Source organism: Calothrix sp. PCC 7507 (assembly GCF_000316575.1).
GTDB lineage: Bacteria > Cyanobacteriota > Cyanobacteriia > Cyanobacteriales > Nostocaceae > Fortiea.
Window position 1 is genome coordinate 3922965 of the sequence record NC_019682.1, and the last position, 24855, is coordinate 3947819.

At 40.7% G+C, this 24855-nt stretch carries 21 protein-coding genes; 12 read left to right on the plus strand and 9 right to left on the minus strand.

Annotated elements, in window-relative coordinates; genetic code table 11:
* Nucleotides 1-16 precede the first annotated feature (16 nt).
* Nucleotides 17-1084 carry a Gfo/Idh/MocA family protein gene (locus tag CAL7507_RS16590; protein ID WP_015129639.1) on the plus strand — a complete coding sequence of 356 codons (1068 nt, stop codon included), beginning with the start codon at nt 17-19 and terminating at the stop codon, nt 1082-1084.
* Nucleotides 1085-1198: 114 nt separating this feature from the next.
* On the opposite strand, the gene CAL7507_RS16595 is transcribed toward CAL7507_RS16590, so the two are convergent.
* Nucleotides 1199-3292, minus strand: a complete 2094-nt coding sequence (locus CAL7507_RS16595) for a sensor histidine kinase (protein ID WP_015129640.1) — start codon at nt 3290-3292, stop codon at nt 1199-1201.
* 294 nt (nt 3293-3586) lie between these two features.
* Between CAL7507_RS16595 and CAL7507_RS16600 the strand changes: the two genes are divergently transcribed.
* The 3 genes from CAL7507_RS16600 to CAL7507_RS16610 all read left to right on the plus strand — a co-directional run bounded on the left by CAL7507_RS16600 (nt 3587) and on the right by CAL7507_RS16610 (nt 6252).
* Nucleotides 3587-4321 carry a RibD family protein gene (locus tag CAL7507_RS16600; RefSeq protein ID WP_015129641.1) on the plus strand — a complete coding sequence of 245 codons (735 nt, stop codon included), beginning with the start codon at nt 3587-3589 and terminating at the stop codon, nt 4319-4321.
* 256 nt (nt 4322-4577) lie between these two features.
* Nucleotides 4578-5759, plus strand: coding sequence for a GNAT family N-acetyltransferase (locus tag CAL7507_RS16605; protein ID WP_015129642.1), 1182 nt, complete (start codon nt 4578-4580; stop codon nt 5757-5759).
* A 109-nt stretch (nt 5760-5868) separates the two neighbouring features.
* Nucleotides 5869-6252 carry a DUF4346 domain-containing protein gene (locus CAL7507_RS16610; RefSeq protein WP_042341372.1) on the plus strand — a complete coding sequence of 128 codons (384 nt, stop codon included), beginning with the start codon at nt 5869-5871 and terminating at the stop codon, nt 6250-6252.
* A gap of 60 nt (nt 6253-6312) precedes the next feature.
* Here CAL7507_RS16610 and psb32 read toward each other — a convergent pair whose 3' ends face one another.
* A complete protein-coding gene (psb32, locus tag CAL7507_RS16615; RefSeq protein WP_015129644.1) occupies nt 6313-7050 on the minus strand; it encodes a photosystem II repair protein Psb32 in 738 nt (245 codons plus the stop codon).
* 86 nt (nt 7051-7136) lie between these two features.
* Between psb32 and surE the strand changes: the two genes are divergently transcribed.
* Nucleotides 7137-7817, plus strand: a complete 681-nt coding sequence (gene surE / locus CAL7507_RS16620; protein WP_015129645.1) for a 5'/3'-nucleotidase SurE — start codon at nt 7137-7139, stop codon at nt 7815-7817.
* Between the two features lie 26 nt (nt 7818-7843).
* On the opposite strand, the gene CAL7507_RS16625 is transcribed toward surE, so the two are convergent.
* Complete coding sequence (locus CAL7507_RS16625; protein ID WP_015129646.1) at nt 7844-8146, minus strand: hypothetical protein; 303 nt, start codon at nt 8144-8146, stop codon at nt 7844-7846.
* A gap of 214 nt (nt 8147-8360) precedes the next feature.
* Complete coding sequence (locus tag CAL7507_RS16630; protein WP_015129647.1) at nt 8361-8987, minus strand: HupE/UreJ family protein; 627 nt, start codon at nt 8985-8987, stop codon at nt 8361-8363.
* A gap of 753 nt (nt 8988-9740) precedes the next feature.
* Between CAL7507_RS16630 and CAL7507_RS16635 the strand changes: the two genes are divergently transcribed.
* The gene (locus tag CAL7507_RS16635; protein ID WP_015129648.1) at nt 9741-10061 is read left to right on the plus strand and encodes a hypothetical protein; all 321 of its coding nucleotides are present in this window, start codon (nt 9741-9743) and stop codon (nt 10059-10061) included.
* A 69-nt stretch (nt 10062-10130) separates the two neighbouring features.
* Here CAL7507_RS16635 and CAL7507_RS16640 read toward each other — a convergent pair whose 3' ends face one another.
* From CAL7507_RS16640 to CAL7507_RS16650, 3 genes are all read right to left on the minus strand, one after another.
* The gene (locus tag CAL7507_RS16640; protein WP_015129649.1) at nt 10131-10424 is read right to left on the minus strand and encodes a DUF2103 domain-containing protein; all 294 of its coding nucleotides are present in this window, start codon (nt 10422-10424) and stop codon (nt 10131-10133) included.
* Between the two features lie 6 nt (nt 10425-10430).
* The gene (gene clpS / locus CAL7507_RS16645; RefSeq protein ID WP_015129650.1) at nt 10431-10757 is read right to left on the minus strand and encodes an ATP-dependent Clp protease adapter ClpS; all 327 of its coding nucleotides are present in this window, start codon (nt 10755-10757) and stop codon (nt 10431-10433) included.
* A 253-nt stretch (nt 10758-11010) separates the two neighbouring features.
* A complete protein-coding gene (locus CAL7507_RS16650; RefSeq protein WP_144051225.1) occupies nt 11011-11892 on the minus strand; it encodes a TauD/TfdA family dioxygenase in 882 nt (293 codons plus the stop codon).
* A 260-nt stretch (nt 11893-12152) separates the two neighbouring features.
* On the opposite strand from CAL7507_RS16650, the gene CAL7507_RS16655 reads away from it, so the two are divergent.
* The 5 genes from CAL7507_RS16655 to murF all read left to right on the plus strand — a co-directional run bounded on the left by CAL7507_RS16655 (nt 12153) and on the right by murF (nt 22166).
* Nucleotides 12153-12680, plus strand: coding sequence for an SH3 domain-containing protein (locus CAL7507_RS16655; RefSeq protein ID WP_015129652.1), 528 nt, complete (start codon nt 12153-12155; stop codon nt 12678-12680).
* Between the two features lie 210 nt (nt 12681-12890).
* Nucleotides 12891-13691: a choice-of-anchor K domain-containing protein gene (locus CAL7507_RS16660; RefSeq protein ID WP_015129653.1), complete on the plus strand. Its 801-nt coding sequence runs from the start codon at nt 12891-12893 to the stop codon at nt 13689-13691.
* 468 nt (nt 13692-14159) lie between these two features.
* Complete coding sequence (locus CAL7507_RS16665) at nt 14160-19568, plus strand: ATP-binding sensor histidine kinase (protein ID WP_015129655.1); 5409 nt, start codon at nt 14160-14162, stop codon at nt 19566-19568.
* A 546-nt stretch (nt 19569-20114) separates the two neighbouring features.
* Nucleotides 20115-20261: a hypothetical protein gene (locus CAL7507_RS32405; RefSeq protein WP_160166341.1), complete on the plus strand. Its 147-nt coding sequence runs from the start codon at nt 20115-20117 to the stop codon at nt 20259-20261.
* Between the two features lie 549 nt (nt 20262-20810).
* Nucleotides 20811-22166: a UDP-N-acetylmuramoyl-tripeptide--D-alanyl-D-alanine ligase gene (gene murF / locus CAL7507_RS16670; protein ID WP_015129656.1), complete on the plus strand. Its 1356-nt coding sequence runs from the start codon at nt 20811-20813 to the stop codon at nt 22164-22166.
* A 615-nt stretch (nt 22167-22781) separates the two neighbouring features.
* Here the strand turns inward: murF and CAL7507_RS16675 are convergent.
* Together CAL7507_RS16675 and CAL7507_RS16680 are read right to left on the minus strand one after the other, a co-directional pair.
* Entirely contained in the window at nt 22782-23117 is a 336-nt protein-coding gene (locus CAL7507_RS16675) for a hypothetical protein (RefSeq protein ID WP_015129657.1), read from the minus strand.
* A gap of 179 nt (nt 23118-23296) precedes the next feature.
* Nucleotides 23297-23698, minus strand: coding sequence for a fasciclin domain-containing protein (locus CAL7507_RS16680; protein ID WP_015129658.1), 402 nt, complete (start codon nt 23696-23698; stop codon nt 23297-23299).
* A 120-nt stretch (nt 23699-23818) separates the two neighbouring features.
* On the opposite strand from CAL7507_RS16680, the gene CAL7507_RS16685 reads away from it, so the two are divergent.
* Nucleotides 23819-24781, plus strand: a complete 963-nt coding sequence (locus CAL7507_RS16685; RefSeq protein ID WP_015129659.1) for a putative 2-dehydropantoate 2-reductase — start codon at nt 23819-23821, stop codon at nt 24779-24781.
* Nucleotides 24782-24855 lie beyond the last annotated feature (74 nt).

Here is a 24855-nt window from a genome sequence, read left to right on the forward strand (position 1 = left end):
TAATGACAAATAACTAATGACTAAAATTAAAATTGCTGTAATCGGTGTTGGGCGCTGGGGAGTGCATTTACTGAGGAATTTTTTAGAGCATCCCCAAGTGAGTGTAGCGGCGGTGATAGACCCTCATCCAGAAAGATTGGCGGGGGTGAAACGGCTATTTCACTTAGATGAAGATGTACTACTAGCAACTGAGTGGCAAGCTATCAAGGAAGTGCCAGGGCTGACAGGCGTGGCAGTTGCTACTCCTGCTACCACCCACTATGGCTTAATTAAGGATGCTCTGCAGTGGGGATACCATGTTTTAGCAGAAAAACCCTTAACTCTAGACCCGCTAGAATGCCAGGAACTCTGCCAATTAGCAGCACAACAGCAGCTAATACTGATGGTTGACCATACCTATCTATTTCACCCAGCCGTTGAGCAAGGGCAGTCCGTCGTACAGGAGGGGAAATTAGGTGATTTGCGCTATGGCTACGCTACCCGCACCCATTTAGGCCCTGTCCGTCAGGATGTTGATGCCCTCTGGGACTTAGCCATTCACGATATTGCTATCTTTAACCATTGGCTGGGTCAGATGCCTGTGAAAGCCCAAGCAACGGGTAGGGTGTGGCTACAGGGAGGAGTGGAGCAGGGGAAAAACTATAATTCCTCCTCATCCCCTCCTCTTCAGGGGCTAGCTGATCTAGTCTGGGTAACGCTGACATATCCAGATGGCTTTCAAGCTTATATTCACCTGTGCTGGCTCAATACCGATAAACAGCGCCGGCTGGCGGTAGTGGGTAGCCGTGGGAGCTTGATTTTTGATGAAATGTTATCCTTGTCGCCTTTGACTCTAATCTCCGGTGAGTTTGAACGCCAGGGAAATCAATTTCTACCTGTGAATCAAAAGCAAGAGGTATTAGAAATTGCCAAAGGCGAACCATTACAACGAGTATGCGATCGCTTTATTACCTGTATTCTCCAAAATACTCCCCCAGTAGTTTCATCTGGCTGGGTAGGCACAGAGTTAGTGCAAATTCTCACTGCACTAACATTATCTCTAAATCAAGGCGGCCAACCAGTTGATATCAGTGTAGACGCGTAGCGGCTTGCCGCAGGCTACAGTGAACAGTGAACAGTTATCAGTAAACAGTGAATTTGATAACTGATAACTGATACTTCGACTACGCTCAGTACAAGTAACTGATAACTGACCAATTCACCTGTCACCGTTAGCATAAACTTCTCCTGTCGGCAAGCTTGGCAGAACACCTTGTTGTGCCATCAGACTGACTTCACGAGTTTCTGGCAGTAGTGACAGTTCATGCTTTTCTCCATCTAATTCATTAGAGTCGAGTAGTGGTTCTTCTCGCAAAACTGGGTAGCTGTTCAATCCTCTTGCTCCTTCATCAGCAGAAGAAACACCAATATCCGATAAATTTTCCTCTTGTCCTGGGTGAGATAACAGCGAGATGTCAATCAACGGCAAACTAATCGTTACTGTTGTACCTTGACCAGTACCTGCACTCATGAGTGTAATGCTACCTCCCATGAGTTCAATTAAGTTACGTGAAATTGCCAGCCCCAGTCCTGTACCCTCGAACTTACGTGTGGTTGCACCATCAACCATCACAAACGGACGAAACAGTTTGTGCTGTTGGGCGGGATCAATGCCTACGCCTGTATCTGTGATTTTGACAATTACCTGGGATTGCTCACTACTGTATTGAATCTCACAAGCAACTGTAATACTTCCCTCGTCAGTGAATTTTGTAGCGTTGCCAATAATATTAATCAGCACTTGTTTGAGTTTGGCACCATCTGCTTTCACTGGAATTGGCTCACTGCCTAACTCAATTTTCAACTGCAAGCCTCTCTGTTGCACATTTACTGATTGAATGTTCACCACTTCCAAAAGTATTTGTCGGAGGTTAAGCGGCTCTGTAACAACTGAGAGCTTACCTGCTTCAATTTTAGAAATGTCAAGTAAGTCGTTGATAATACCTAATAAATGAATCGCTGTTTCATCGGCTCGCTTGAGGAATTCCATTTCTTCTTCGCGGTTATCACACAAGCCATCATGGACTAAGCGAACACAATTAATAATAACATTTAGTGGGTTTCTCAACTCATGAGAAGTCGTAGCTAAAAACTGACTTTTGACCTGATTAGCAGTTTTTGCTTCTTTCCAAGCTATTTCTAATTCTTCTGCCCAAGCTTTGAGTCTTTCAACCATTTGGTCTAGTGCTTGTGCCAGTTGATTAAATTCTCGGATTTTGAAGTTGTGCGGAACTGGTTGTACGGCGTGGTGGCTATAAATATTCAGAGCATAATCTCGTAATTCTTCTACCGGCTTTGCCAGATAAGGAGCTAGATACAACGATGCCAACAAACTTGCACCGATTAAACCAACTGTCAAAACAATCAAAATGAGTTTGATTTCTTCTAAACCAAAGAGGGCATTATTGACGCTTGTCACAGCAAAGACAACCCATTTTTGCTGTGGCTGTTTTGTCATTGGCTCGGCAATAGCTGTATAACCAGCTATTAAGTCCTGTCCCTGTTGCAACGAAAAATCTATAGTATATTTTTGCCCAACGATCGCATGATTAATAATGCTTTGGAGTCGGTCAGCATGAGGGTACTGTTGGATATTATTCCCTACTCTGTCTGATAGGGGATGAGCTAAGATTGTGCCATCTTCGGCAATTACTGCCAAAGAGCCTGTAATCGATCCCGGCTGAGTATCAGTCTGTTGGTGCAATGCTGACCGCAGACTCAAAGCATAAAGCAATTTCCCGACGCCATTGTAGACTGGGACAGATAAGAGCAACTGTAGTTGATTTTGCGGATCTCTTTGACCAGTCGTTCCGGCTTTTGGCGGCAAAACTGGTGTGATTTGCACTCCTTGACTAGGCAAAGGCAAGCTCAAGTCGCCAATTACTTTGTCGCCACAGCTACTAGCAGTGATTTCACCTGTTTGCAGATTCGTTAGTTGAATACACTCAATATGGGTTGGCAGTTCTTGCTCTAACTGAGTGAACAGCTCTTGCGCCTCAGTTGCTGAACCAGACTGGATCAACTTAGTTTGACTAACAAGTAGTAAGCTGGTTTTGAGAGTAGCGATCGCATCTTGAATCTTCTCGGCTTTGATCGCAGAGCTTTCTGTTAAATTTTGGCGAGCTGTCTCCAGCAGGCTAGAACGTGCTTTATTCAGGGCGACAATCTCCCCAATGAATAAAACTGGAACGAACAGCAGCAATATTCTAGTTAATAAAATACGCCTAAAGGACGATTGACGGTTTCTAGCCATCGAGTGTCTCACTTCGCATCTGCAACCCACAACAGGAAAGATATGCAACTAGACCAGCTAAATGAGACATTTTATTAAATTATTAGTACTTTATTCGCAACTCTTAAAGATATCAAACATATATGCTGCAAAAAGAAGCACAGTATACCAAAACTATTAATAGGTATATCTGAGAGAGACTGGTGTTGCATATAAACACAGTTGTGAAATTAGTGAACAGTAGCTTGCAGGGATGAATTTTTTTTAAAATCAACACACTAGCAAGGAAAATATCAAAATTATTAAACTAAATCAATGGTGCAATATCGTCCTCATACCACGGTAGTTTTGGCAATGAGCGTAGATGGCAAGATAGCAGACGCTAGGCGCGAGCCTGCGCGGTTTGGCTCAAGGGCTGATAAAGCACACCTGGAAAAACAAATTGCTGCCTCTGATGCCGTTATCTTTGGTGCCGGAACTCTCCGTGCCTACGGTACATCACTAACGGTATCACATCCCAAACTACTGCAACAGCGAACTCAGGAGGGCAAACCTACCCAACCAGTTCATATAGTCATTACACACTCTGCAAAACTCGATCCGGAAATTCATTTTTTTAAGCAGCCAATCAGACGCTGGTTGCTGACGACAACCGTAGGGGAGCTTTTTTGGCAAGGAGGCTTACAAGCGCGTACTCCTACTCTAGGAAACAGAGCACAGGAGTATCCTCCAGAGTTTGAGCAGATTTTAGTTTTTGAAACACCAACGGGTCAAGTTGATACTCTCGCCGCTTTGCAACACCTGACAACTCTAGGTATAACACGCTTAGTGGTATTAGGTGGTGGTGAGCTAGTAGCTTCAATGTTGGAATTAGATTTAATAGATGAATTTTGGCTGACTGTCTGTCCGCTGATTTTAGGCGGTGCCATAGCACCCACACCAGTTGAAGGCACAGGATTTTTACCTGAACTGGCTCCTAGGCTGCAACTTCTAGAAGTTCAGACAGTTGAACAAGAAGTCTTTCTGCACTATCGGCTGCAACGATCATGAAGTTAGATTACCTTAAATTAGGGAGTGGGGATTAGGCAATAGGTAATAGGCAATGGGGAATAGGCAAATAGGCAAGGTTATTCTCCTAATCCCCAGTCCCCAATCCCCAATCCCCAGTCCCCAGTCCCCAAGCCCTAGGAATTTTAGATTTTAGATTTTAGATTTTAGATTTTAGATTGAAGTCGAATCCAAAATTGCAAATCCAAAATCCAAAATTGAATTGCCCAATCCCCAATCCCCAGTCCCCAATCCCCAGATGGTAAAACAAGTAAAGCCCCGTTACTCCAGCCTTTGGATCAACAAAATTGCTGAAATACCCCAAGAAGCCTGGGATGCTTTGGCTATGGAACTTAAAACCCCTTTTTTAGAGTGGGAGTGGCTGAACAATCTTGAAGTTTCTCACAGCGCTACTGCTAAAACTGGTTGGTTACCAAATCATTTGACATTGTGGCGAGATAGAACCTTAATTGCTGCTGCCCCACTCTATCTTAAAGGACATAGTGCTGGGGAGTTTGTGTTCGATCACCAATGGGCAAATTTAGCTGATCGCATTGGCGTAGATTATTATCCAAAACTACTGGGAATGACGCCGTTTACTCCTGCTGAAGGCTATAGATTCTTAATTGCGGCTGGGGAAGATGAGGAGGAAATCACAGCCTTGATGGTGCATGAAATTGACTCTTTTTGTGTCAAAAATCGCATTTCGGGATGTCATTTTCTGTATGTTGATCCGCAATGGCAGCCTGTGTTGGAACGGCAAGGTTTTACTACTTGGTTGCACCACAGCTACATCTGGGAAAATAGTGGATTTAAGAATTTTGACGACTACTTGAAACTGTTTAATGCTAATCAGCGTCGCAATATCAAACGGGAACGTAAGGCTGTAGAGAAGGCGGGTTTACGACTACAACCGCTGACTGGTGATGAAATTCCTCAGTCTATGTTTTCTTTAATGTACGAGTTCTATGCAGATACCTGCGATAAGTTTGGCTGGTGGGGAAGCAAATACCTCACAAAGCGGTTTTTTGAGCAGCTATACACCCATTATCGCCATCGAGTTTTGTTTGTCGCTGCATACAGCGAGCAAGACGATCGCCATCCTGTGGGCATGTCCTTTTGTTTATATAAGGGTGACAGACTGTATGGACGTTATTGGGGGAGTTTTCAAGAGATAGATTGCTTACACTTTGATGCTTGTTATTATGCACCGATTGAATGGGCGATCGCTCACAATATCCAAATTTTCGATCCTGGTGCTGGTGGACGACACAAAAAACGTCGCGGTTTTCCTGCTACCCCTAATCACAGTCTGCACCGCTTTTATAATAGCCGTCTAGAACAAATTTTACTTCCTTATATTAATGAAGTAAATCAACTCGAGCAGAAAGAAATTGCTGCGATTAATGAGGAGTTACCTTTTAGTAACCGAGACATTTAGATAAATAAAACTGCCAACTTACAAAGAATGTGCAGGAAGACTGCAAAGGAGGAATTACACTGGAAATAGAGTGTAAAAACTCCGAAGATATTCGATTTTAAGAATGAGTATGGATTTGATAGTTAAAGACTTGGCAGCAATTGATGAACAGCTTTCTCACCGTCATATTGACCTTGATCCCAGTGGATATTTCATCATTTACCTGGATCGAGAAGCACGATTAATTTATGCCAAGCATTTTACAAATGTTATTGATGAACGTGGTTTAGCTGTCGATCCCGAAACAGGAAAGGTAATTCCTGCTAAAGGAAAGGTAGAACGTACTCAGACGACTGTATTTAGTGGGAGGACGGCAAAAGAACTGTGTGTGAAGATTTTTGAAGAAACTCAGCCCTGTCCAGTGACCCTCTTAGACCATGCAGCTTATTTGGGTCGAGAATTTGTCCGGGCTGAGGTGGCTTTAGTTACAGGGCAAGAGTACGTCCAAGATTGAACGAAGTTAGGCAATAGGAAAGCTGTTAATTATTACCCAGTCCCCAGTCCCCAGTCGCCATTACCCATTATTCGATGGTTGATTGACTTGGTAGATGTAGTAAGTTGCCATAGGGATGACTGTGGCGGCAATTATTAGTCCTATCACCCAAGCGATCGCATTACTCTGTTCGGCTTCATTTGCTTTCTTGAAAGTTCCTTCTACCTGCACTTTTTCGACAATTTTAGGTGGGCCTGGATCGGGTTTGCCAGAGAGGACGGCAATTAAGCGATCGCTTGCATCTAAAAATGCCTGATTATATTTATTACCGTTACGCAAGGGTACTAAAACTGTTTCCGAAGCCACACTCTGAGCGATTTTATCTGACAGCAAGGATTTGACTTGATCACCAGTAATAATCGCCGTGCCATTTGTAACCGTGTCAATCACTAGTAAGATTTGATTAGCTTGTGCTTCTTTGGTGGGAAACCATTTTTCAAATAGCGCTTTGGTAAAACTCTCTGGTGTTTCTCCATAGTCAAGGCGATGAATGGTAACGATTCTAACTTCGTTCCCAGTCTGCTTCGCTAAATTCTCGAAGTCACTGCTAATCTTACCTTCATTTAAACGGCTGATCACTTCACTTTGATCGATAACCCAAGTACCATCACCAGCCGTGAGGTTGGGTATTTGATGGACACCCGTAGCTAAGGCAGGTGTGACAATCAGCGAAGAGGCTAGCAAAATCGTCACCAACGGCAAAATTAGCCTGATAAGGTGTTTTTTAAGACAAAATACTTGGTTGAGGAGCTGTTTCATTAGATTGATCTTAATACAGACTTGCACCAAAAATACTACACAACCACTGTCAAGATCATCCCGTTATTTTGAATTTTAAATTGCTTATGACCTTCATACTAACCAACGACGACGGTATCGATGCTCCTGGTATTCAAGCGCTATTGAAAGCTGTCAACGGCAAAAATGTGATTATTGCTGCACCTAGGGATCATCAGTCTGGCTGTGGGCATCAAGTTACTACTACTAGTCCCATCAATCTGCAACGGCGTTCGGATACTGAATATGCGATCGCAGGCACTCCCGCCGACTGTGTTCGCATTGCAATTACACAAATATGCCAAGATGTCAAGTTTGTCTTGTCGGGAATCAACGCTGGGGGAAATCTAGGAGTGGATGCTTATATTTCCGGTACTGTTGCGGCTGTGCGAGAAGCCGCAATGCATGGTATTCCTGGAATTGCCATTTCCCACTATCGCAAAGCCAAGCAGAATTTTGATTGGGATTTAGCTGCCAAATTGACTGCTGGAGTTTTAGCGGATTTACTCAATCATCCCTTAGAAGCAGGAAGCTTCTGGAATGTTAATCTACCGCACCTATTACCAGGAGAACCTAATCCTCATGTGGTGTTGTGTCAACCCTGCACCAAACCTTTACCCGTCAACTACCGGATTGAGGGCGATAACTTTTATTATGTAGGGGAATATAGTAAGCGCGATCGCACTCCCGGTAGTGATGTGGATGTCTGTTTTTCTGGTAATATCGCTGTCACCAAGTTAAAAGTTTAACACCTACACTTATTGCCTATTGCCTGCTATTCTTCCTCTTCTGAGCCTTGGAGCATTGACATCAGCTTATCTAGAGTTTCTGTCAGTTGAGTGAGTTTTTGTAATGAATTATCCTGAGATTCAGCCAGAGTTTGGACAGCATCACACAATGCGAAGATTTGATAGCCTTGCTGCTGTACCTGTTTTCCTTGTTCTTCAACTTGTACACTCAAAGTCTCCAGTCTGTCTGCAAGACTTTCAATGGTCTCCGTAGTAGAGAGTACCGCCTCTCCAATTTGCTCAACAATAGATTCTAATCGACTAATTTTAACTTCGACTCCTGTTGACATCATTTCTCTACCACCCTAATTTTGAGAGAGCAACATAAGCAATTAAAAATTCAAATTTTATTGTACAAATATATCTCTAACTAACTGAGTACTTCTCAGGAAAGTGTAGTAAATAAAACTAACTTCAGAATATTAGTAGTGATCACAAGCGGAGATATTTACTTATGATCACTTATTTAGCTTTTAACAAAAGTAAATAAAGATACTAAGTAGCTCACGCTATGGAGTTGTGCAAAAACACAATGCCTAAAGCACAAAAAGCTAAACCAGCAAAATGAATTTTGCTCAGTAAGATGGGGTTAATTTCTCTCGCACTCATTACCAAGACAGACTGTGTCAAAGTAGCACCCAGCACATAAGTAACCAGAGGCACTATTTCAGCCCCGATGATAAGTTCACCATGAGCAGAACCGTGAAAGAAACCAGTCGTCGCCCCTAAAAATGCCAGTAGAACCCAGTTCAGTTGCTTTGAGATTACCAACATCATGCCAAAGGCGATGACAGAAATTGCGATCGCAATTTCTGCACCTGCTAAATTTAGTTGCAATAGATGAATAATTGTGCCGAAAACGGCTGCAAAGACAAATGATGCAGCAATGAAAGCTCCGCGACAAATATTAGCAGAGAACAAACCAATAGTAATAACACTCACTAGACAATCCAAGTTCATGACTGGATCTGCCATTCCCCAAAGGAAACCTTCCCACGAATTAGCAATGGTATGATGAATCGGCGAACCACTCAATGAAATCAGTAAGCTAATTAGGACTAGAGCTGCGATCGCTCCGATATGGCGATGCTTCAAAAGCGTAGCAGATGCTGATAACTCAGTTGATAACATCAATTTTTACAAAATAAGTTTTTTTGATAGTTTATGTTACCCAAGTCTCCCAGCAAACTAACGCTATCTTTAACCCATTTCAACTGACATCTTGCACCAGTTGCAATCAGGGACTTCCAACTAAAAAAATATCCTATCGCTGTGTAGGCAGGGGGGCAGGAGGCAAGGGGAGAAAGAAAAATATTATCTGAGTAAATTAGATAATTTATTTTCTGGAAGTACCTAACGCATTTTTCATAGGGTTGGGTTTTCCTTAACCTGTACCTGAAAGACTGATGCTGGTGTTGGCGAGCGATGACAAACGCCGCTCCTCCTCTTGAGAATGCGCCAAAATGCGTCCCTCCTCTTCAAAAAAAAGACCCCCGGTAGCGAGCCGAGGGATTCTGCAAGTCGATATTGTCGCACAAAGACATTCGCGAACTTCACAATAGCAACCAGATCACGATCAAATGTGCCAAAATGCCAAATTAATATCTTGACGTGAATTCAAGCAACAGTAATGCTTGTTTAAGTAAGTTGGCACAATAAAACCAAATTATGTGAGGAAAAGTAAACAAAGCTAAAACCCTATATCTATAAAAATTGGTGTTCCCTAAGTACTTTCCGCACTTTCAACTTAGTAGAACTAATATTTTTGTTGCAATTATTTACATATTTTCGATTAATCTATTGCAGTTTGTAAATATTTTGTGTGAGCTACAGGAATATTCCTTTAGACTGAATTTCAATTGAAAAAAATTGGGATAAAAGCAAATGCCTCCGGTAAATTTCTTTTGTCATGGGTTTGTAGTTGCTGTTTCTTTTGTAGCTTGTATTGCTGGACTGGTATTACTATGGGGTGGCGAACAGCAAAAAGATGATGTGGAAGAAACAGAGCGGATTCTATTTAGAATGAGCTTTTCTTACTGGCTAGTTTATTGTATCGCTTTTGGCCTTGATAAGATAGCTTTGCCTCACTGGGAAACACTACAAATGACTTTAAGAATAACTACTGCACTGTCATATTTTTTAACTTTCTCTTGTATTCTGAGTTTACCGCTACACAGATTCGCAGCACGCCAAATAGAAGAGTAATCAAGAGTCAACAGTGCATAGTCAATCAACTATAAACTAGTAACAAGTAAATATTGACTCTTGAAGAGATTAAAGTTTCATGGCAATGGCGATCGCATCTAGCAGTTGATCTTGATCCAAAGTCGTCAAGATAAACACCTCCTGCACCGTCTTACCTTGTCGGGCAATGACTTTATAACCCCCACGAATGGGCACAGATACACGCAGTTGCATTTTAGGACAATGACCTCTAACCCTTCCAATTACTCCCGGTGTCACAGTTTGAATACCATACTGCTGACACAGACGTTCTAAAATTGGGATGAGGCCAGAGATGTGGGTTGAATGATTCCAGACTAGTCTACCATCCGTAGGTTTGCCCATGACAATTTAAGCTGCCTCCAGAGGAGCCATTGTCAAACCAGCCCGGCGCAATTGCTGATGATATAATTCCGCAGGTTCTTGGGGACCAACCCAGACGATCGCTTGTCCTTCATAATGTATCTGGTTAGTCAAATCCCAAGCGCGATCGCTTGTCATTGCAGGAATATACTTCATCAAACAATCAGCCACATGCTGAAATGTATTAAAATCATCATTCAAAACAATCACTTTGTAATTGGGATAAGGCTTGCGGGTAACTTGATTAGACCGTTCAGGTGCTACAGTTGGTGCTGTGGCCATCCCATAAACATCTGCTGAAAGTTTGGTAACCATAAAATAGTTAACCAACAGGGTTCTATGACACTACACTACAAATAACTAGTTTAGTGCATACTCTAAAATCAAGAGTCTAGTATGGGATTTTTTCATTTTCCTGATTTTATTGACAAAAACTTTAATATATGCATCTAGTCTATTGGACTGCAAATATGCTCAGAGTCAACTTGTGCATACACAGTCGCCGCACCAATCAGGACAAATGACCAATCATGATCCCCACTAGATAGCTTTATTTGCGTCGTCCAAGTCAAGCTGAAAAAGCTGGGGCACATAGCCTGATATAAATATCTCTTTTCTCATCAGCAAAGGCTCTTCTACCATGAAGAACCCTCGTATTATCAATCATTAAAATATCGCCCTTCTGCCACACAATATTCGTCGTTATTCTCTCAGCAACTTCATTAAGTTCCGCAATCACATCATCAGGAATTTCTGAATCATCATCAAAATTCAAAATTTTTGGATTTAATTGTTTTGTTGGTAAGAGGCTATTAATAAATACCTGATATTTTCCGCAACTGCTAGGGATGATTGCAGGGCAAATATACTCAATAATAATAGATTTATCGGCATTTACTTTCAAATGTGTATAGTTGTTTCTACATATCTCTTCTAGTTTACTCAAGTCCTCAGTTTGGTATTTTCTCTGCCAATCTTCCTTAGACATACTAATAGTGAACTTTAGCTTTTTTTGGCTGAATAACTTTTTAGTAGAACTACTAACTTCATTAAAAAACTGTCTGCCATCACATACTGTTGTTTCGCCAGCTTCGGATGCTGGATGAGCGCAGAAAAACCACACCATCAGGGGGATAGTCTTCTGATAGTACATTTCTCCATGCAACTTAATTTCAAATTGATAATCGTTGACGCTTAATAGAGTCTTGTCTCCATTAATCACTCTTCTAGCGAAGGCTCCCCCAGCGTAATCGATAAAATCAGTACTTAATAAATTGCTAAATTCCTTGAAAATTTCAGTATTTGTGGCAAATCCTCTAAAAAGCAAGACGCCATAAGATTTAAACAGATTGATAATTGATTCCAAGTCTAATTTTAAAATATTCGCATTATCCACACTAGTAATTTTTAGACCTATTCTTTCTGAGATCGGCTGGATTTCGATATTCATATTACCTAAATATCGCGAAATTTGACGTTTGCTATATTGAGTCAGCATACTCATATCTTACATTTAAGAGCTATCCTTGTTTGGCATCCACAAGAGAGGGTGTAGTTAAGATTAATTTTATTAAAAATTATTACATAAATTGTATTTGTTATCTAATATTTTACTCCATATTCGATGCCAACTTTTTCTAGTACGATATGAGCTAAACAGAGAAAAGCCTAGTGTTGACGCCAAAAATCTCCAGAAATCAGGACAAAAAAGTGAAAAATCAAACGCCAAAGTTAATTATAGGATTAGCTATTACCTGTACTAGCATCATGGTCAATACTGGTTTAGCTAATCAAGTTGTCTTAGCTAAATCCCAGAGTCCAGAAAAGTGCAATATTTTTGCCTACGTTATCGATAAAAGTTCCAAAGGTGTGAATGTGCGGAGTGGTGGAAGTAATAAGAACAGCATCATAGGCGCAATACCAGCGAATGAAACACTCAACGTGATTGCAGTTTCAAGACAATGGGCAAAAATTACTAATGCTAGTGCTGGGTTTAAAAATACTGGATGGGTTTTCTTGCCCATGTTAGGTATATCTTCGCGTGGGTACGGTACTAATGGCGTAAATATTTACACCAATACCAATCAACAAAGTCGCAAAATAGGACGAGTTCCTCCTAGTGAGAGAGTCAAATTATTAGGCTGTCAGGGAGGCTGGGCTAAGGTGGAATATAAAGGTGTTCAGGGTTGGCTAGCAAAAGAAGATCAATGTGGTGCTGCTCTAACTAGTTGCTCTTAGAATCCCACGCTTTTGTCTTTACAGGAGGCGCGAGCCGCGGGCGCGAGAACCGCGCCCCTACAAGTTATATGAAGTATTCAATAAGATTCTATTCCTATATTAAAGATTTGATAAATATTACTGTCATCTCCTGGCAGATTATCTGTATATTTTCTAGGGTGAGTGAAGTGTCAATTTTAAAAACTCCTGGATAGGAGTTAGAGCCTAACTATGAGAATAAGTTTAGTTTTTGCTACTACTCTATCTAGTTGTTCGATTATGACCACCGCAGCACTTGGTTTTTCTACTCAAGCTCAAGCTGCTACTGTTTCGGGCGAATCTAGTGCTACATGGGTAAACCCCACTCTAGACAATAGTAATAGTGATGTAAATCTGATATATACAGGTGTAGGTACTAACACGTTCACCTGGGGTGAGCCTACAACGGGAACACCTAACAATCAACTTGTCTTTACGGGCAATCCCTTTTTAGCAAACATCGGTTCTTGGTTTCAGATAGGTAATTTAAAATACCAGAATGGGACAATCTCCGCCTTCACAGGGGTGGACAATGTCACCTTGAATCTTGATGTCCGCTTTGATGGTCAAGTTGCCTTCAGCAAAGTTTTTCCAGTCTTATTTTCCCTAGAAAATACACCTAATAATAACCCTGATCTAAAAGATCCTAGCAATGCAGATTATGTTAAATTGGCTACTTACTTTGCCAATCCTAATTTTACTCTAGCTGGGAACAATTACACATTGGAGTTAGGAGGCTTTAGTCAAGACAGTCAAACCAGAATCAGCGCTTTGGAAGGAGAAGAAATTTCCGCAGATATTTATGCAAGAATTAACGATGCTGATGTTCCACCTGGTGTTCCACCATCTGCACCACTAGAAGCTGTACCAGAACCTTCGACTATTATTAGTTCATTACTAGTAGGGATTTTCCTAATTTATCGCCAGAAATTCTTGAAGCTAAAACTAAATCGTCATCAGAATTCAGGAGTTAAAATACGGGAACCAAAATAGTTAAACAATACCCGTGGTAAGAGTGAAACATGGCACACATACCCCAACAAATAATCTCAGAACGAATCGATGAAGTTGTTCTGCTGCTAGAGTGATGAAAAAAATGGGACTGCCGGAAATCCTCAACCAATATTTACCACTTCATTGAAAACAAGAAGGACTTGATTGGTGATGGGTGGCGTGCATTTGGGTACCATACATCATCTCATCTCACAAGGAGACCATCGTCAAGTCAGGGTCAGGGAATGGGTAGAACAACGACGCTACACCATAGAGCAAGTTTGCGGAATCAACATTAGAGAAACAGACTTTACCTATGATCGTTTAGCTATTCTCTTGAAGCGGTTAAGACGGATATCTACGTTTGGTGCAAAATACAAGATAGGGGTATAAGTTTTTATAATTACATAGAGAATTCAGTTAATCATTTGGGAATACTAAATCCAAACATTTTAAAGATTTAGGGATATGATTGGCACTCTTTTTGAGAATATTCCCGGATATAGCATCAGCGAAGAACTCTATAATGGCTCCCGAACCCAAGTTTATCGAGGTTATCGAAAAGTTGATCAACAACCAGTAGTCGTTAAATTACTGAAAAATCCTTATCCCAGCTTTAACGAACTTTTGTTGTTTCGCAACCAGTACACAATTGCCAAAAATCTCAACTCCCCCCTGATAGTCCAAAACTACAGTCTAGAACCTTGCCAAAATGGTTATGCACTAGTTATGGAAGACTTTGGGGGGATTTCTCTGAAGGAGTGGGGAACTAGAGAAACCCAACAATCTCTAGAAGAGTTTTTAGTGATAGCGATCGCTCTGTGCAACATCTTAGATTTACTCTATCATGAGCGCATTATTCATAAAGATATCAAACCCAGCAATATCTTAATAAATCCCAAAACCAAACAAATTAAATTAATTGACTTTAGTATTGCATCGTTATTACCGCGAGAAACCCAAACCCTAGTTAATCCCAACGTATTAGAAGGAACACTTGCTTATATTTCTCCTGAACAAACAGGGAGAATGAATCGCGGGATTGATTATCGCACAGATTTTTATTCTTTAGGTGTAACTTTCTACGAATTACTCACAGGTGAGTTACCCTTCCCATCTCATGATGCGATGGAATTATTACATTGTCATCTAGCAAAAACAGCACTATTAATCACAGAAATTAATCCCCAAATTCCATCGGTAATTGCCGAAATTGTCAGCAAATTGATGGCGAAAAATGCCGAAGATAGATATCAAAGTGCCTTGGGATTGAAATATGATTTAAGGAATTGTTTAACTCAACTAAGAGAAACTGGGAAGATTGACAGCTTTAAAATTGCTAGTCGGGATGTGTGCGATCGCTTCATTATTCCTGATAAACTTTATGGCAGAGAAGCGGATATTTCCACTCTACTAGAAGCATTTGATAGAGTTAGCCTTGGTGCAACCGAAATGATGCTTGTTGCTGGTTTTTCTGGAATTGGGAAAACAGCAGTCGTCAATGAAATTCATAAACCAAGTGTCAGACAACGCGGCTATTTTATCAAAGGTAAATATGACCAATTTAATCGCAATATTCCCTTTTCTGCCTTTGTACAAGCGTTTCGTGATTTAATGGCACAACTATTGACAGAAAGTGACGCTCAAATAGAAAAATGGAAAAATAACATATTAGAAGCTGTCGGCGAAAATGGACAAGTTATTATTGATGTTATTCCTGAACTAGAAGAAATTATTGGTAAACAACCACCAGCAATTGAATTATCAGGAAATGCAGCCGAAAATCGATTTAACCTATTATTTCAAAAATTTACGCAAGTATTTACCAGTGCAGAACATCCCTTAGTAATATTTTTAGATGATTTGCAATGGGCAGATTCAGCATCACTAAAATTAATGCAGCTATTAATGGCTGATACAGGTCATTTTCTGCTCATTGGTGCATATCGTGATCACGAAGTCCATCTTGGACATCCATTGATATTGACTTTGAGTGAAATCCAAAAAAAACAAGCAACAATTAATACAATTACCTTAGCACCCCTCAATCAAGCACAAGTAAATAAATTAGTTGCTGACACCCTCAAATGTAGTGAAACTTTGGCATGGGATCTATCTTTATTAATTTATCAAAAAACCCAAGGTAATCCCTTTTTTACTATCCAGTTTTTTAAAGCATTACATCAAGATGGATTTATTGAATTTGATTTTAAATTAGGCTGTTGGCAATTTGATATTGCACAGGTAACGACTCAAGCAGTCACAGATGATGTTGTGGTATTTATGAGTTTGCAACTGCAAAAACTACCATCATCAACTCAAGAAATATTGCGGTTAGCAGCTTGTATTGGTAATCAATTCGATTTAGATACTTTGGCTATTGTTTGTAAGCAATCAGTCATTGACACTGCTGCTGCTTTGTGGAAAGCCTTACAAGAAGGACTGATTTTACCAACCAATGAGGTTTATAAACTTTATCAGGATTCTTCATTAAAAAATAGCGAACTACAGAAAGATGACCAAAAACAAATAACCGTTACATACAAATTTTTACACGATCGCGTGCAACAAGCTGCCTATTCCCTAATTCCCCATGACCAAAAACAGATAACTCACTACCAAATCGGACAACTGCTGCTGCAACAGATGTCTCCAGATACAAGAGAAGAGAGAATTTTTGAACTTGTCAATCAATTAAATTACGGAACTACGTTAATTAGCCAACAAAATCAACGAGATGAATTAGCAGAACTTAATTTAATTGCTTGTCGCAAAGCTAAAAACTCTACCGCCTATCAAGCTGCGAGAGAATATGCCTCAACAGGATTATGTTTATTAGGAGAACAATCTTGGCAACGGCAATATGATATGAGCTTGACATTCCATGAATTAGCATCGGAAATCGCTTCTTTATGCGGCGAATTTGAATTAATGGAGCGATTGATTGATAGCGTAATTACACAAGCCAAATCTTTGTTAGAAAAGGTCAATATTTATTGTATTAAAATTCAATCTTATGTTTTTCAGAATGAACCAGCCAAAGCCCTTGACATTGGACAGAAACTCCTACAACAGTTTGGTGTCAAGTTTGCCGAATCACCAACCCCAGTAGATATTCAGCAGGCAATTCAAGAAATTAACGAACTAATTGGAGATAGGGAAATTGCCAATTTATTTGATTTACCTGTAATGGCAGATCGGGAAGTCTTGGCAATTATCCAAATTGCCAATGCTCTCATCCCGCCAGCTTACAACTCCGGTTCTATTTTGTGTCCATTACTGATTGCGTTGTCAGTCAAATTATCGATTCAGTATGGGAATACAATTGTTTCTGCATTTGCTTATGCTAACTATGGCTTCATTCTCTGCAATTTTTTACAAGATGTAGATACAGCGACAGAATTTGCTCAATTATCACTAAAACTTATTGCCAAATTTGATGCTAAAGCTATTAAACCAGAAGTACTTTTAGTCTTGGGAGCTTTTATCCTGCATCGCAAATCTCACATCAAAGATATCCTCCCTCTGTTGCAAGAAAGTTATGTAATTGGTTTAGAAGTTGGCAGCACAAAGTTTGCAGGATATCATGCCCGTACCTTTTGTAATGCTTCTTTTTGGTGTAATCAACCTCTTGCTACCTTAGAACAGAATGCTCGTGCTTACTACAATGGGTTGATGCAACTCAATCAAGTGGGACTAGCTAATCACTGTCGGCTTTCTTGGCAGTCTGCACTAAATTTGCTTGGTTATGGGGAACATCCTTGTATTTTGTCTGGGGAAGTTGTACAAGAAACGGAAGTTCTGCCACAGATCATGTCTGATAATGATTTGAGTGAGTTGTATGTGTTCCATTCATATAAACTCATACTCTGCTTTTTGTTTGGAGAAACTGAACAAGCGCAAAATCATGCTGTTGAGTGCAGAAACCATTTAATTGCTGCTCAGGGACTAGTATATGAGCCGGCATTTTATTTCTACGATTCTTTGATTGCTTTAGCCAGTTTGAATTTGCAATTACAACATCCATCAGAGGTATTGCAACGGGTAGAGGAAAATCAAACTCAGCTAAAAAACTGGGCGCACTACGCACCGATGAATCACCAACATAAGTTTGATTTAGTAGAAGCAGAAAAATGTCGAGTGTCAGGACAAAAAATCGCCGCCAGTGACCTCTACGACAAGGCAATATGTGGAGCTAAAATCAACGATTACGTACAAGAAGAAGCCCTTGCTAACGAACTAGCGGCAAAATTCTATCTTGATTGGGGCAAACAACGCATTGCTCAGGAGTATATGATTGAAGCCTACTATGCTTATGCTCGTTGGGGAGCAAAAGCCAAAGTAGCCGACTTAGAAACTTGCTATCCCCAATTACTGGCTCTCATATTACAGCAAACCCATTCTCCTCTCTCCACTGACGAAACCATCCTTACTTTAAGGAGTGTCTCATCCACCAGTTCCCTCAGTTCTAAGAGCAGTGTCTCCGATACCCTAGATTTAACGGCTATCCTCAAAGCTTCTCAAACTCTCTCCGGTGAAATTGAACTCGAAAAACTTCTCTCATCATTGCTGAGAATCGTCATCGAAAATTCGGGGGCGGATAAATGCGTTTTAATGCTGTTGCGAGATGGAAATTTGCTCATTAAAGGGTCGATTACTGAAGGGATGCAGCCAGTCGTTTTGCAGCGCATTCCTTTTGAAGATAGCCAAGACATTCCCCACAAGCTGATTTACAAAGTCAAGCACAACCAACAGACTGCTATTTTAGTGGATGCAATAGCAGATCCCATCTTAGGAAACGACCCGTATATTGTTCGTCAGCAGCCTAAAAGTATCTTGTGCAGCCCAATTTTACATCAAGGCAAGTTGATGGGTATTTTATATCTAGAAAATAGTTTAACCACAGGGGCATTCACAAGCGATCGCATTGAAATACTCAATCTCATTTGCGCTCAAGCTGCTATTTCTCTAGAAAATGCCCGACTTTATGAATCTTCCCAGGAATATGCCCAAAAGTTAGAGCAAGCACTCACTGATTTGCAACATGCCCAATTGCATATAGTCCAAAGTGAAAAAATGTCTGCGTTGGGTAATTTAGTTGCAGGTGTCGCCCATGAAATGAATAATCCATTAGGCTTTATTTCTGCTACGCTTCAACAAACTAAACCCAATTTTGCCGATATCACAGAACATTTGAAACTCTATCAAGAAAACTTAGAAAATCCTAGTAATGAAATTCAAGACCATGCGGAGGAAATTGACTTAGATTTTTTGTTAGAGGACTTACCTAAAACAATCGATGCAATGGTCATGGCGTGCGACAGGTTGAAAAATATCAGCACTAGCTTGCGGACATTTTCGCGCGCTGACAAAGACTACAAAGTACAATTTAATCTCCATGAAGGCATTGATAGCACAATTTTAATTCTCAAACATCGCCTGAAAGCAAATCAACAACACCCAGCCATTGAAGTTATGACTAATTATGGTGATTTACCTTTAGTCCATTGTTTTCCTGGACAATTGAATCAGGTATTTATGAATATTATTGCTAATGCTATTGATGCGCTAGAAGAGAAAAATATTGGGAAGAGTTTTGCAGAGATTCAAACTCATCCTAACCGCATCACAATTACAACATCAATCGTAGATAATATATATGTGAAAATATCAATTGCTGATAACGGCAAAGGGATGAGTGAAGAAGTCCAAGAAAAAATATTTGAGCATTTATTTACTACTAAATCAGTAGGTAAAGGTACAGGTTTAGGATTAGCGATCGCCCGTCAAATTGTCGAAGAAAAACACGGCGGTAAAATCTCAGTTAATTCTGTTCTGGGCGAGGGGACAGAGTTTATAATTTCTCTTCCCATATAGAGAGATTGTTCGTAAAGGCGCACAACAGTGCGCTTTTGAACAAAAATGGCAGTATAGGACTCATATTTGATTTCTGAAATACATGTAGGGGAGCCACCCTCGTGCGCGGGTTTCCCGCGTTGAGAGGAGTGGCGTTGGGCATTGCCCACCCTACACTTAAGATTAAAGTGTACGGAATTTTTTCAATAATCAAACCGGATTCCTATAGAAGTATAGGTGAGGATATTTAAAAAGCGCGAATCCCAGAAAGAATCATACTTTTACTTTCTGCCTCCCAATACTTTTCGGTTAAGCCCAAAAAACAATTGCTAACATGTTAAGATGCAAGCCTTTTTGGGAAGTTTGGCGAGCGCCCCCTTTTTTTCATCACCTCTAGCAGCAGAACAACTTCATCGATTCGTTCTGAGATTATTTGTTGGGGTATGTGTGCCATGTTTCACTCTTACCACCTAAAGTTATACCGTTTCTTTGTGAAGCTGCATATAATTCACCCCCCGGCTATCGCCGTCCCCCCTTACCAAGGGGGGACTACAGGGGGGTATTATTATGTGCATCTTCATACAAAATAGGTATTACTTCACAACAAGTTTTTTGGTGGGACAAAGCTTGGCGATCGCCTGTTTTCGGAAAGCTTGCTGTTTCACATATCCCCTATTTCATCAAATTCATTCTCGATTACGCGAAGGTGTGTAATTTGTTAGTTGTTTGTTTTTATAGTGGTTCTCGTCCGGATGCAATACCATCGAGACAATCAAGGACGGGGTTGGCGATTTGAAGCTGTAACTCACTAATCTGAAAACTGCTATATGTACATGTTTTTCAAAAATCGAATAGGAGTTCCATAGACTTTTGGCAAAAGCGCAATTGAGACTAAAAATGCAGATAAATGTCAATGGTTATCTGTGTTTATTTACGTTTATCTGTGGTTAAATTAAAAAAATATCGATTTATACAACAGGTGTAATCTGAGAGGTTGTTTGAACAGTCTAAACCAATACCAGCCCTAGCGACTAGAAGTAGTACGCCAGTTGCTACAACTTTGGGAACCAAAGCAACGCACTGGCTTGGCTACACAGACAAAACCCGCCTGCGCGGGTTAAAAATCTGACTTTTTCATTAGTCCACGGAGGTGGACTAAGCCTGTGTAGTAGCGAATTATATTCGCCCAAAACTTTTCAAACAGCCTCTTAGCTTTTTGCCCTGAGATTTTCAGCAACCTATTTTTTGAAACAACATTTTTTTATGCCTTGTTCTGCTACCCTAACCCAACTGGTTGAAGTTCTTTTAGCCAAGCCTACAAACCTATCTGAGGTTGCTTTAGCAAAAATCAGCAGTGGTTTACAAACCGATAGCCGCATTATCAAGCCGGGTGAGGTGTTTGTGGCTTTACGGGGTGAAAATTTTGATGGGCATGAATTTGTAGCGAGAGCGATCGCTCAGGGTGCATTAGCAGCAATTGTTGATTGTGCTTACGAAAACCCTGGATTGCCGACGTTGCAAGTCAACAACACCCTAGAAGCATATCAGAAAATTGGTAGATGGTGGCGCGATCGCTTTCATATTCCAGTAATTGGTGTGACGGGTTCTGTAGGTAAAACCACAACGAAGGAATTAATTGCTGCAGTTTTGGCAACCAAGGGCAGAGTTCATAAGACTTATGGGAATTACAATAACGAAATTGGTGTTCCGAAAACCCTCCTAGAACTCGATACAGAACATGACTATGCAGTAATTGAAATGGCGATGCGGGGTAGGGGACAAATTGCTGAACTGACGCAAATAACCCAGCCGACAATTGGCTTGATTACTAATGTCGGGACAGCGCATATTGAGTTACTCGGTTCCGAAGAAGCGATCGCTGAGGCAAAATGTGAGTTATTAGCCGAAATGCCCAAAGATAGTATCGCTATTCTCAACCATGACAATCCCCTACTCATGTCTACAGCGATGAAAGTTTGGGCAGGGGAAGTTATCACCTATGGCTTATCTGGCGGCGATATCCAAGGGCGACTAGTTGATAACGAAACTGTCGAAGTAGCGGGAATTAGGCTACCCCTTCCTCTTCCTGGGCGTCATAATGCAGTTAATTTCTTGGCAACTTTAGCAGTAGCCAGAGTAGTCGGAATTGATTGGTCATCCCTACAAGCTGGGGTGACGGTAAATATGCCCACAGGCCGATCGCAGCGGTTTGTATTATCTAATGATGTGGTAATTTTAGATGAGACTTATAATGCTGCACCAGAGGCGATGTTAGCAGCATTGCAGTTGTTGGCAGACACCCCCGGAAAGCGTAAGATTGCCGTTTTGGGTGCAATGAAGGAATTAGGAGAGCGATCGCCGCAGTTGCATCAGCGAGTCGGAGAAACAGTCCGCAATTTGCAATTAGACGGCTTGTTGATTTTAGTAGATGGACAGGATGCAGAAGCGATCGCTAAAAGTGCCGAAGGTATCCCCTCTGAGTGTTTTGCAACTCATGCAGAGTTAGTCACCAGATTAAAAACATTTGTGCAAGCAGGCGATCGCTTACTTTTCAAAGCCGCCCATTCAGTGGGACTCGATCGCGTTGTCAATCAGTTTCGGGCCGAATTTTCTGGCTAAATACCAACTCGCAAACCTATTGGAATTACATATAAACAAAAAAAGTCCGCTTTCGCGGACGGTGGACATTGGATAAGGTTAAGTTGTCACCAAGAGCGCCTACAAGTTGTTAGATGCTGTGTTTATTGTTAAAGAATCAACCAGAAATATCAAGTCTTTAAGAACAACTGTATAGACATAAATACAGAATTTAAGTCTTTTTATTTCCTCATCAACATTCGGTTTTTATATAGTCTAAAAACCCATAGATCGTAGGGGCGGGGTTTCCCCACCCTCGATTGTGTGTCACTGAGCGCAGCCGAAGTTTTGCATTCGACCGAGAACCGCTGTAAAAGCAGAAAAATTATAGAATTTTATTTTAACCTCGGACATGCTAGGTTATACCAATTCAAATAATGTTTGCGACAGATGGAAAACTGAAACACTTATCCAATGGATGTTTCACAATCCAAAATCCAAAATCTAAAATCCAAAATGGTATTAGCTGTCTCCAGGGAATCAGTAAGTTTTATTAATTTATTTAGACATAATTAAGAAATTTCTGTCTGGAAGTTTTTCAACTTACAAAGATTTTGAGATGGAAACTCTAAGAGCGGTCTAGACCGCTCTTAAATATCAGGTATTCTTGGAAAGACTCAGAGTGTGAGTGTAACGTCTTTGCCACCAAATTGCTGTCAAATTAGCCAGCCAACAGGTAATTGCTAGTGATAGCAGGATGTAGGTAGGTGCCATCACCACACCAATCATAAACCAGGTATATACGTGCATTACCATCACAAAAGCAAAAGTACTGGCAATCCCTGCAGCCTGCCAAATTTGACGCGCTGGGCGCTGTTTTGCAGTCAAAATGATTGTTAACAATGTGGTGAGTAAATTTGCTGGCACAAGGAATGCACAAATACCCACGCAGTTGGCGCGGGAGAACTCAGTTAAGGTGTTGAAATCGAGCATCAATGTGTTGGGATAATGTTCGCCTATTATATCAAAGTTAATATATTTTCAAATAACAGAAACAACCTTAGCATACACAATGAGTGAAAAAAAATAAATATGTAACATAATTTAAAGTGATTAACTAAACTTTAAAACTGCTAATTGTATGAAAGTGGGCATTGCCCACCCTAGCTGAATTAGCCCATTAAAATTACTGTATCAATTACATGAATTACGCCATTATCAGCTTCGATATCAGCGGCTAAAACTGTGGCATTTTTGACTTCAAAACCATCAGAGCAATCAATTTTAATGGGTGAACCTTCAACAGAAACTACAGTACCCAGTTTTGCTAAATCCTCTTGTAGCAATCTTCCTGGCACAACATGATATTTTAAAATCCTCGTTAACTGAGGAATATTCTGTACTAGAGTTTGGATGGTTCCTGGAGGTAACTTAGCAAAAGCATCATCATTTGGCGCAAAGACAGTAAACGGCCCAGGACTTTTTAATGTTTCTACTAAACCAGCAGCTTGCACAGCTATCACTAGAGTTTTAAAAGCGTCAGCAGAAGCTGCAATATCAACAATATCAGCCATATACTTCACCTCATATCTGTCTAAAATTTTAAAGTATAGTAAAGCAGTTTTAATTTTTATTAAACAAAATCAAATTGGATAGCCTTATGATAATCATAGAAAAATTCCTTTGTAGAGCAAATGTCCGAGCGTAGATACGCCATTATCGGAACTGGTGCATTAGGCGGATTTTATGGTGCCAGACTGCAAAAAGCTGGTTTAGATGTCCACTTTTTGCTCAACAGTGATTACGAACATGTCAAAAAGTCTGGTTTAATCGTCGAGTCAAAAGACGGTGATTTCAGCCTTCCCCAAGTGAATGCTTACCGTGATGTCGCCCAGATGCCACAATGTGATGTGGTAGTAGTTGCACTGAAAACAACACAAAATCATTTACTACCGCAGATGTTACCGCCTGTTGTGAAGGATCATGGGGCGGTGTTGGTATTGCAAAATGGACTGAGTGTAGAAGCGGAAGTCGCTCAAATTGTCAACAACGTTAGTGTGATTGGTGGGTTGTGCTTTTTGTGTGCCAATAAAGTAGGGCCAGGACATATCCGCCATCTCGACTATGGACGAATTATCTTAGGTGAATATATTCCTGACTATGCTCTTGCTGGCATTACAGACAGAATGCAGCAAATTGCCCATGATTTTGAAAGTGCTGGTATTTCAATGGAATCAGCAGAAGATTTACTGTTAGCGCGATGGAAAAAACTGGTATGGAATATCCCTTACAATGGGTTGTCTGTGATTCTCAACGCTCAGACAGATGAATTAATGGCGAATTTTCATACTCGCCAGTTAGTTGAGCAGTTGATGTCTGAAGTGGCGGCGGGGGCTAAAAGTTGCGATCGCATTATTCCAGATAGCTTCATCCAAAAAATGCTCGATTACACCGACAAGATGAAGCCTTACCGCACCAGCATGAAAATTGATTATGACGAACACCGTCCTTTAGAGGTAGAAGCCATTTTTGGCAACCCATTACGGAAAGCCCAAGCGTTAGGTGTGAATTTACCGCGAATTAGCTGTTTGTACCAGCAGCTAAAGTTTTTGGATACTAGGACTCCCAAGCTTCTTAGCGACAAGACTCAACAATGATGGCTGTTGTCATTAGACACAGCAGAATAATTCCTCAAGGAACAAACAAATTTTGCAGTCAATACATCAGCATG

What these genes read in the sequence shown, in the direction of transcription:
- CAL7507_RS32405 (WP_160166341.1), top strand. Translation starts at nt 20,115, where the DNA reads ATGTGCATCTTCATACAAAATAGGTATTACTTCACAACAAGTTTTTTG.
- clpS (WP_015129650.1), bottom strand. Translation starts at nt 10,757, where the DNA reads ATGGTTACCAAACTTTCAGCAGATGTTTATGGGATGGCCACAGCACCA.
- CAL7507_RS16650 (WP_144051225.1), bottom strand. Translation starts at nt 11,892, where the DNA reads ATGAATATCGAAATCCAGCCGATCTCAGAAAGAATAGGTCTAAAAATT.
- CAL7507_RS16595 (WP_015129640.1), bottom strand. Translation starts at nt 3,292, where the DNA reads ATGGCTAGAAACCGTCAATCGTCCTTTAGGCGTATTTTATTAACTAGA.
- CAL7507_RS16675 (WP_015129657.1), bottom strand. Translation starts at nt 23,117, where the DNA reads ATGCTCGATTTCAACACCTTAACTGAGTTCTCCCGCGCCAACTGCGTG.
- murF (WP_015129656.1), top strand. Translation starts at nt 20,811, where the DNA reads ATGCCTTGTTCTGCTACCCTAACCCAACTGGTTGAAGTTCTTTTAGCC.
- CAL7507_RS16610 (WP_042341372.1), top strand. Translation starts at nt 5,869, where the DNA reads ATGGATTTGATAGTTAAAGACTTGGCAGCAATTGATGAACAGCTTTCT.
- CAL7507_RS16665 (WP_015129655.1), top strand. Translation starts at nt 14,160, where the DNA reads ATGATTGGCACTCTTTTTGAGAATATTCCCGGATATAGCATCAGCGAA.
- CAL7507_RS16685 (WP_015129659.1), top strand. Translation starts at nt 23,819, where the DNA reads ATGTCCGAGCGTAGATACGCCATTATCGGAACTGGTGCATTAGGCGGA.
- surE (WP_015129645.1), top strand. Translation starts at nt 7,137, where the DNA reads ATGACCTTCATACTAACCAACGACGACGGTATCGATGCTCCTGGTATT.
- CAL7507_RS16600 (WP_015129641.1), top strand. Translation starts at nt 3,587, where the DNA reads ATGGTGCAATATCGTCCTCATACCACGGTAGTTTTGGCAATGAGCGTA.
- CAL7507_RS16680 (WP_015129658.1), bottom strand. Translation starts at nt 23,698, where the DNA reads ATGGCTGATATTGTTGATATTGCAGCTTCTGCTGACGCTTTTAAAACT.
- psb32 (WP_015129644.1), bottom strand. Translation starts at nt 7,050, where the DNA reads ATGAAACAGCTCCTCAACCAAGTATTTTGTCTTAAAAAACACCTTATC.
- CAL7507_RS16630 (WP_015129647.1), bottom strand. Translation starts at nt 8,987, where the DNA reads ATGTTATCAACTGAGTTATCAGCATCTGCTACGCTTTTGAAGCATCGC.
- CAL7507_RS16625 (WP_015129646.1), bottom strand. Translation starts at nt 8,146, where the DNA reads ATGTCAACAGGAGTCGAAGTTAAAATTAGTCGATTAGAATCTATTGTT.
- CAL7507_RS16605 (WP_015129642.1), top strand. Translation starts at nt 4,578, where the DNA reads ATGGTAAAACAAGTAAAGCCCCGTTACTCCAGCCTTTGGATCAACAAA.
- CAL7507_RS16590 (WP_015129639.1), top strand. Translation starts at nt 17, where the DNA reads ATGACTAAAATTAAAATTGCTGTAATCGGTGTTGGGCGCTGGGGAGTG.
- CAL7507_RS16640 (WP_015129649.1), bottom strand. Translation starts at nt 10,424, where the DNA reads ATGGGCAAACCTACGGATGGTAGACTAGTCTGGAATCATTCAACCCAC.
- CAL7507_RS16635 (WP_015129648.1), top strand. Translation starts at nt 9,741, where the DNA reads ATGCCTCCGGTAAATTTCTTTTGTCATGGGTTTGTAGTTGCTGTTTCT.
- CAL7507_RS16660 (WP_015129653.1), top strand. Translation starts at nt 12,891, where the DNA reads ATGAGAATAAGTTTAGTTTTTGCTACTACTCTATCTAGTTGTTCGATT.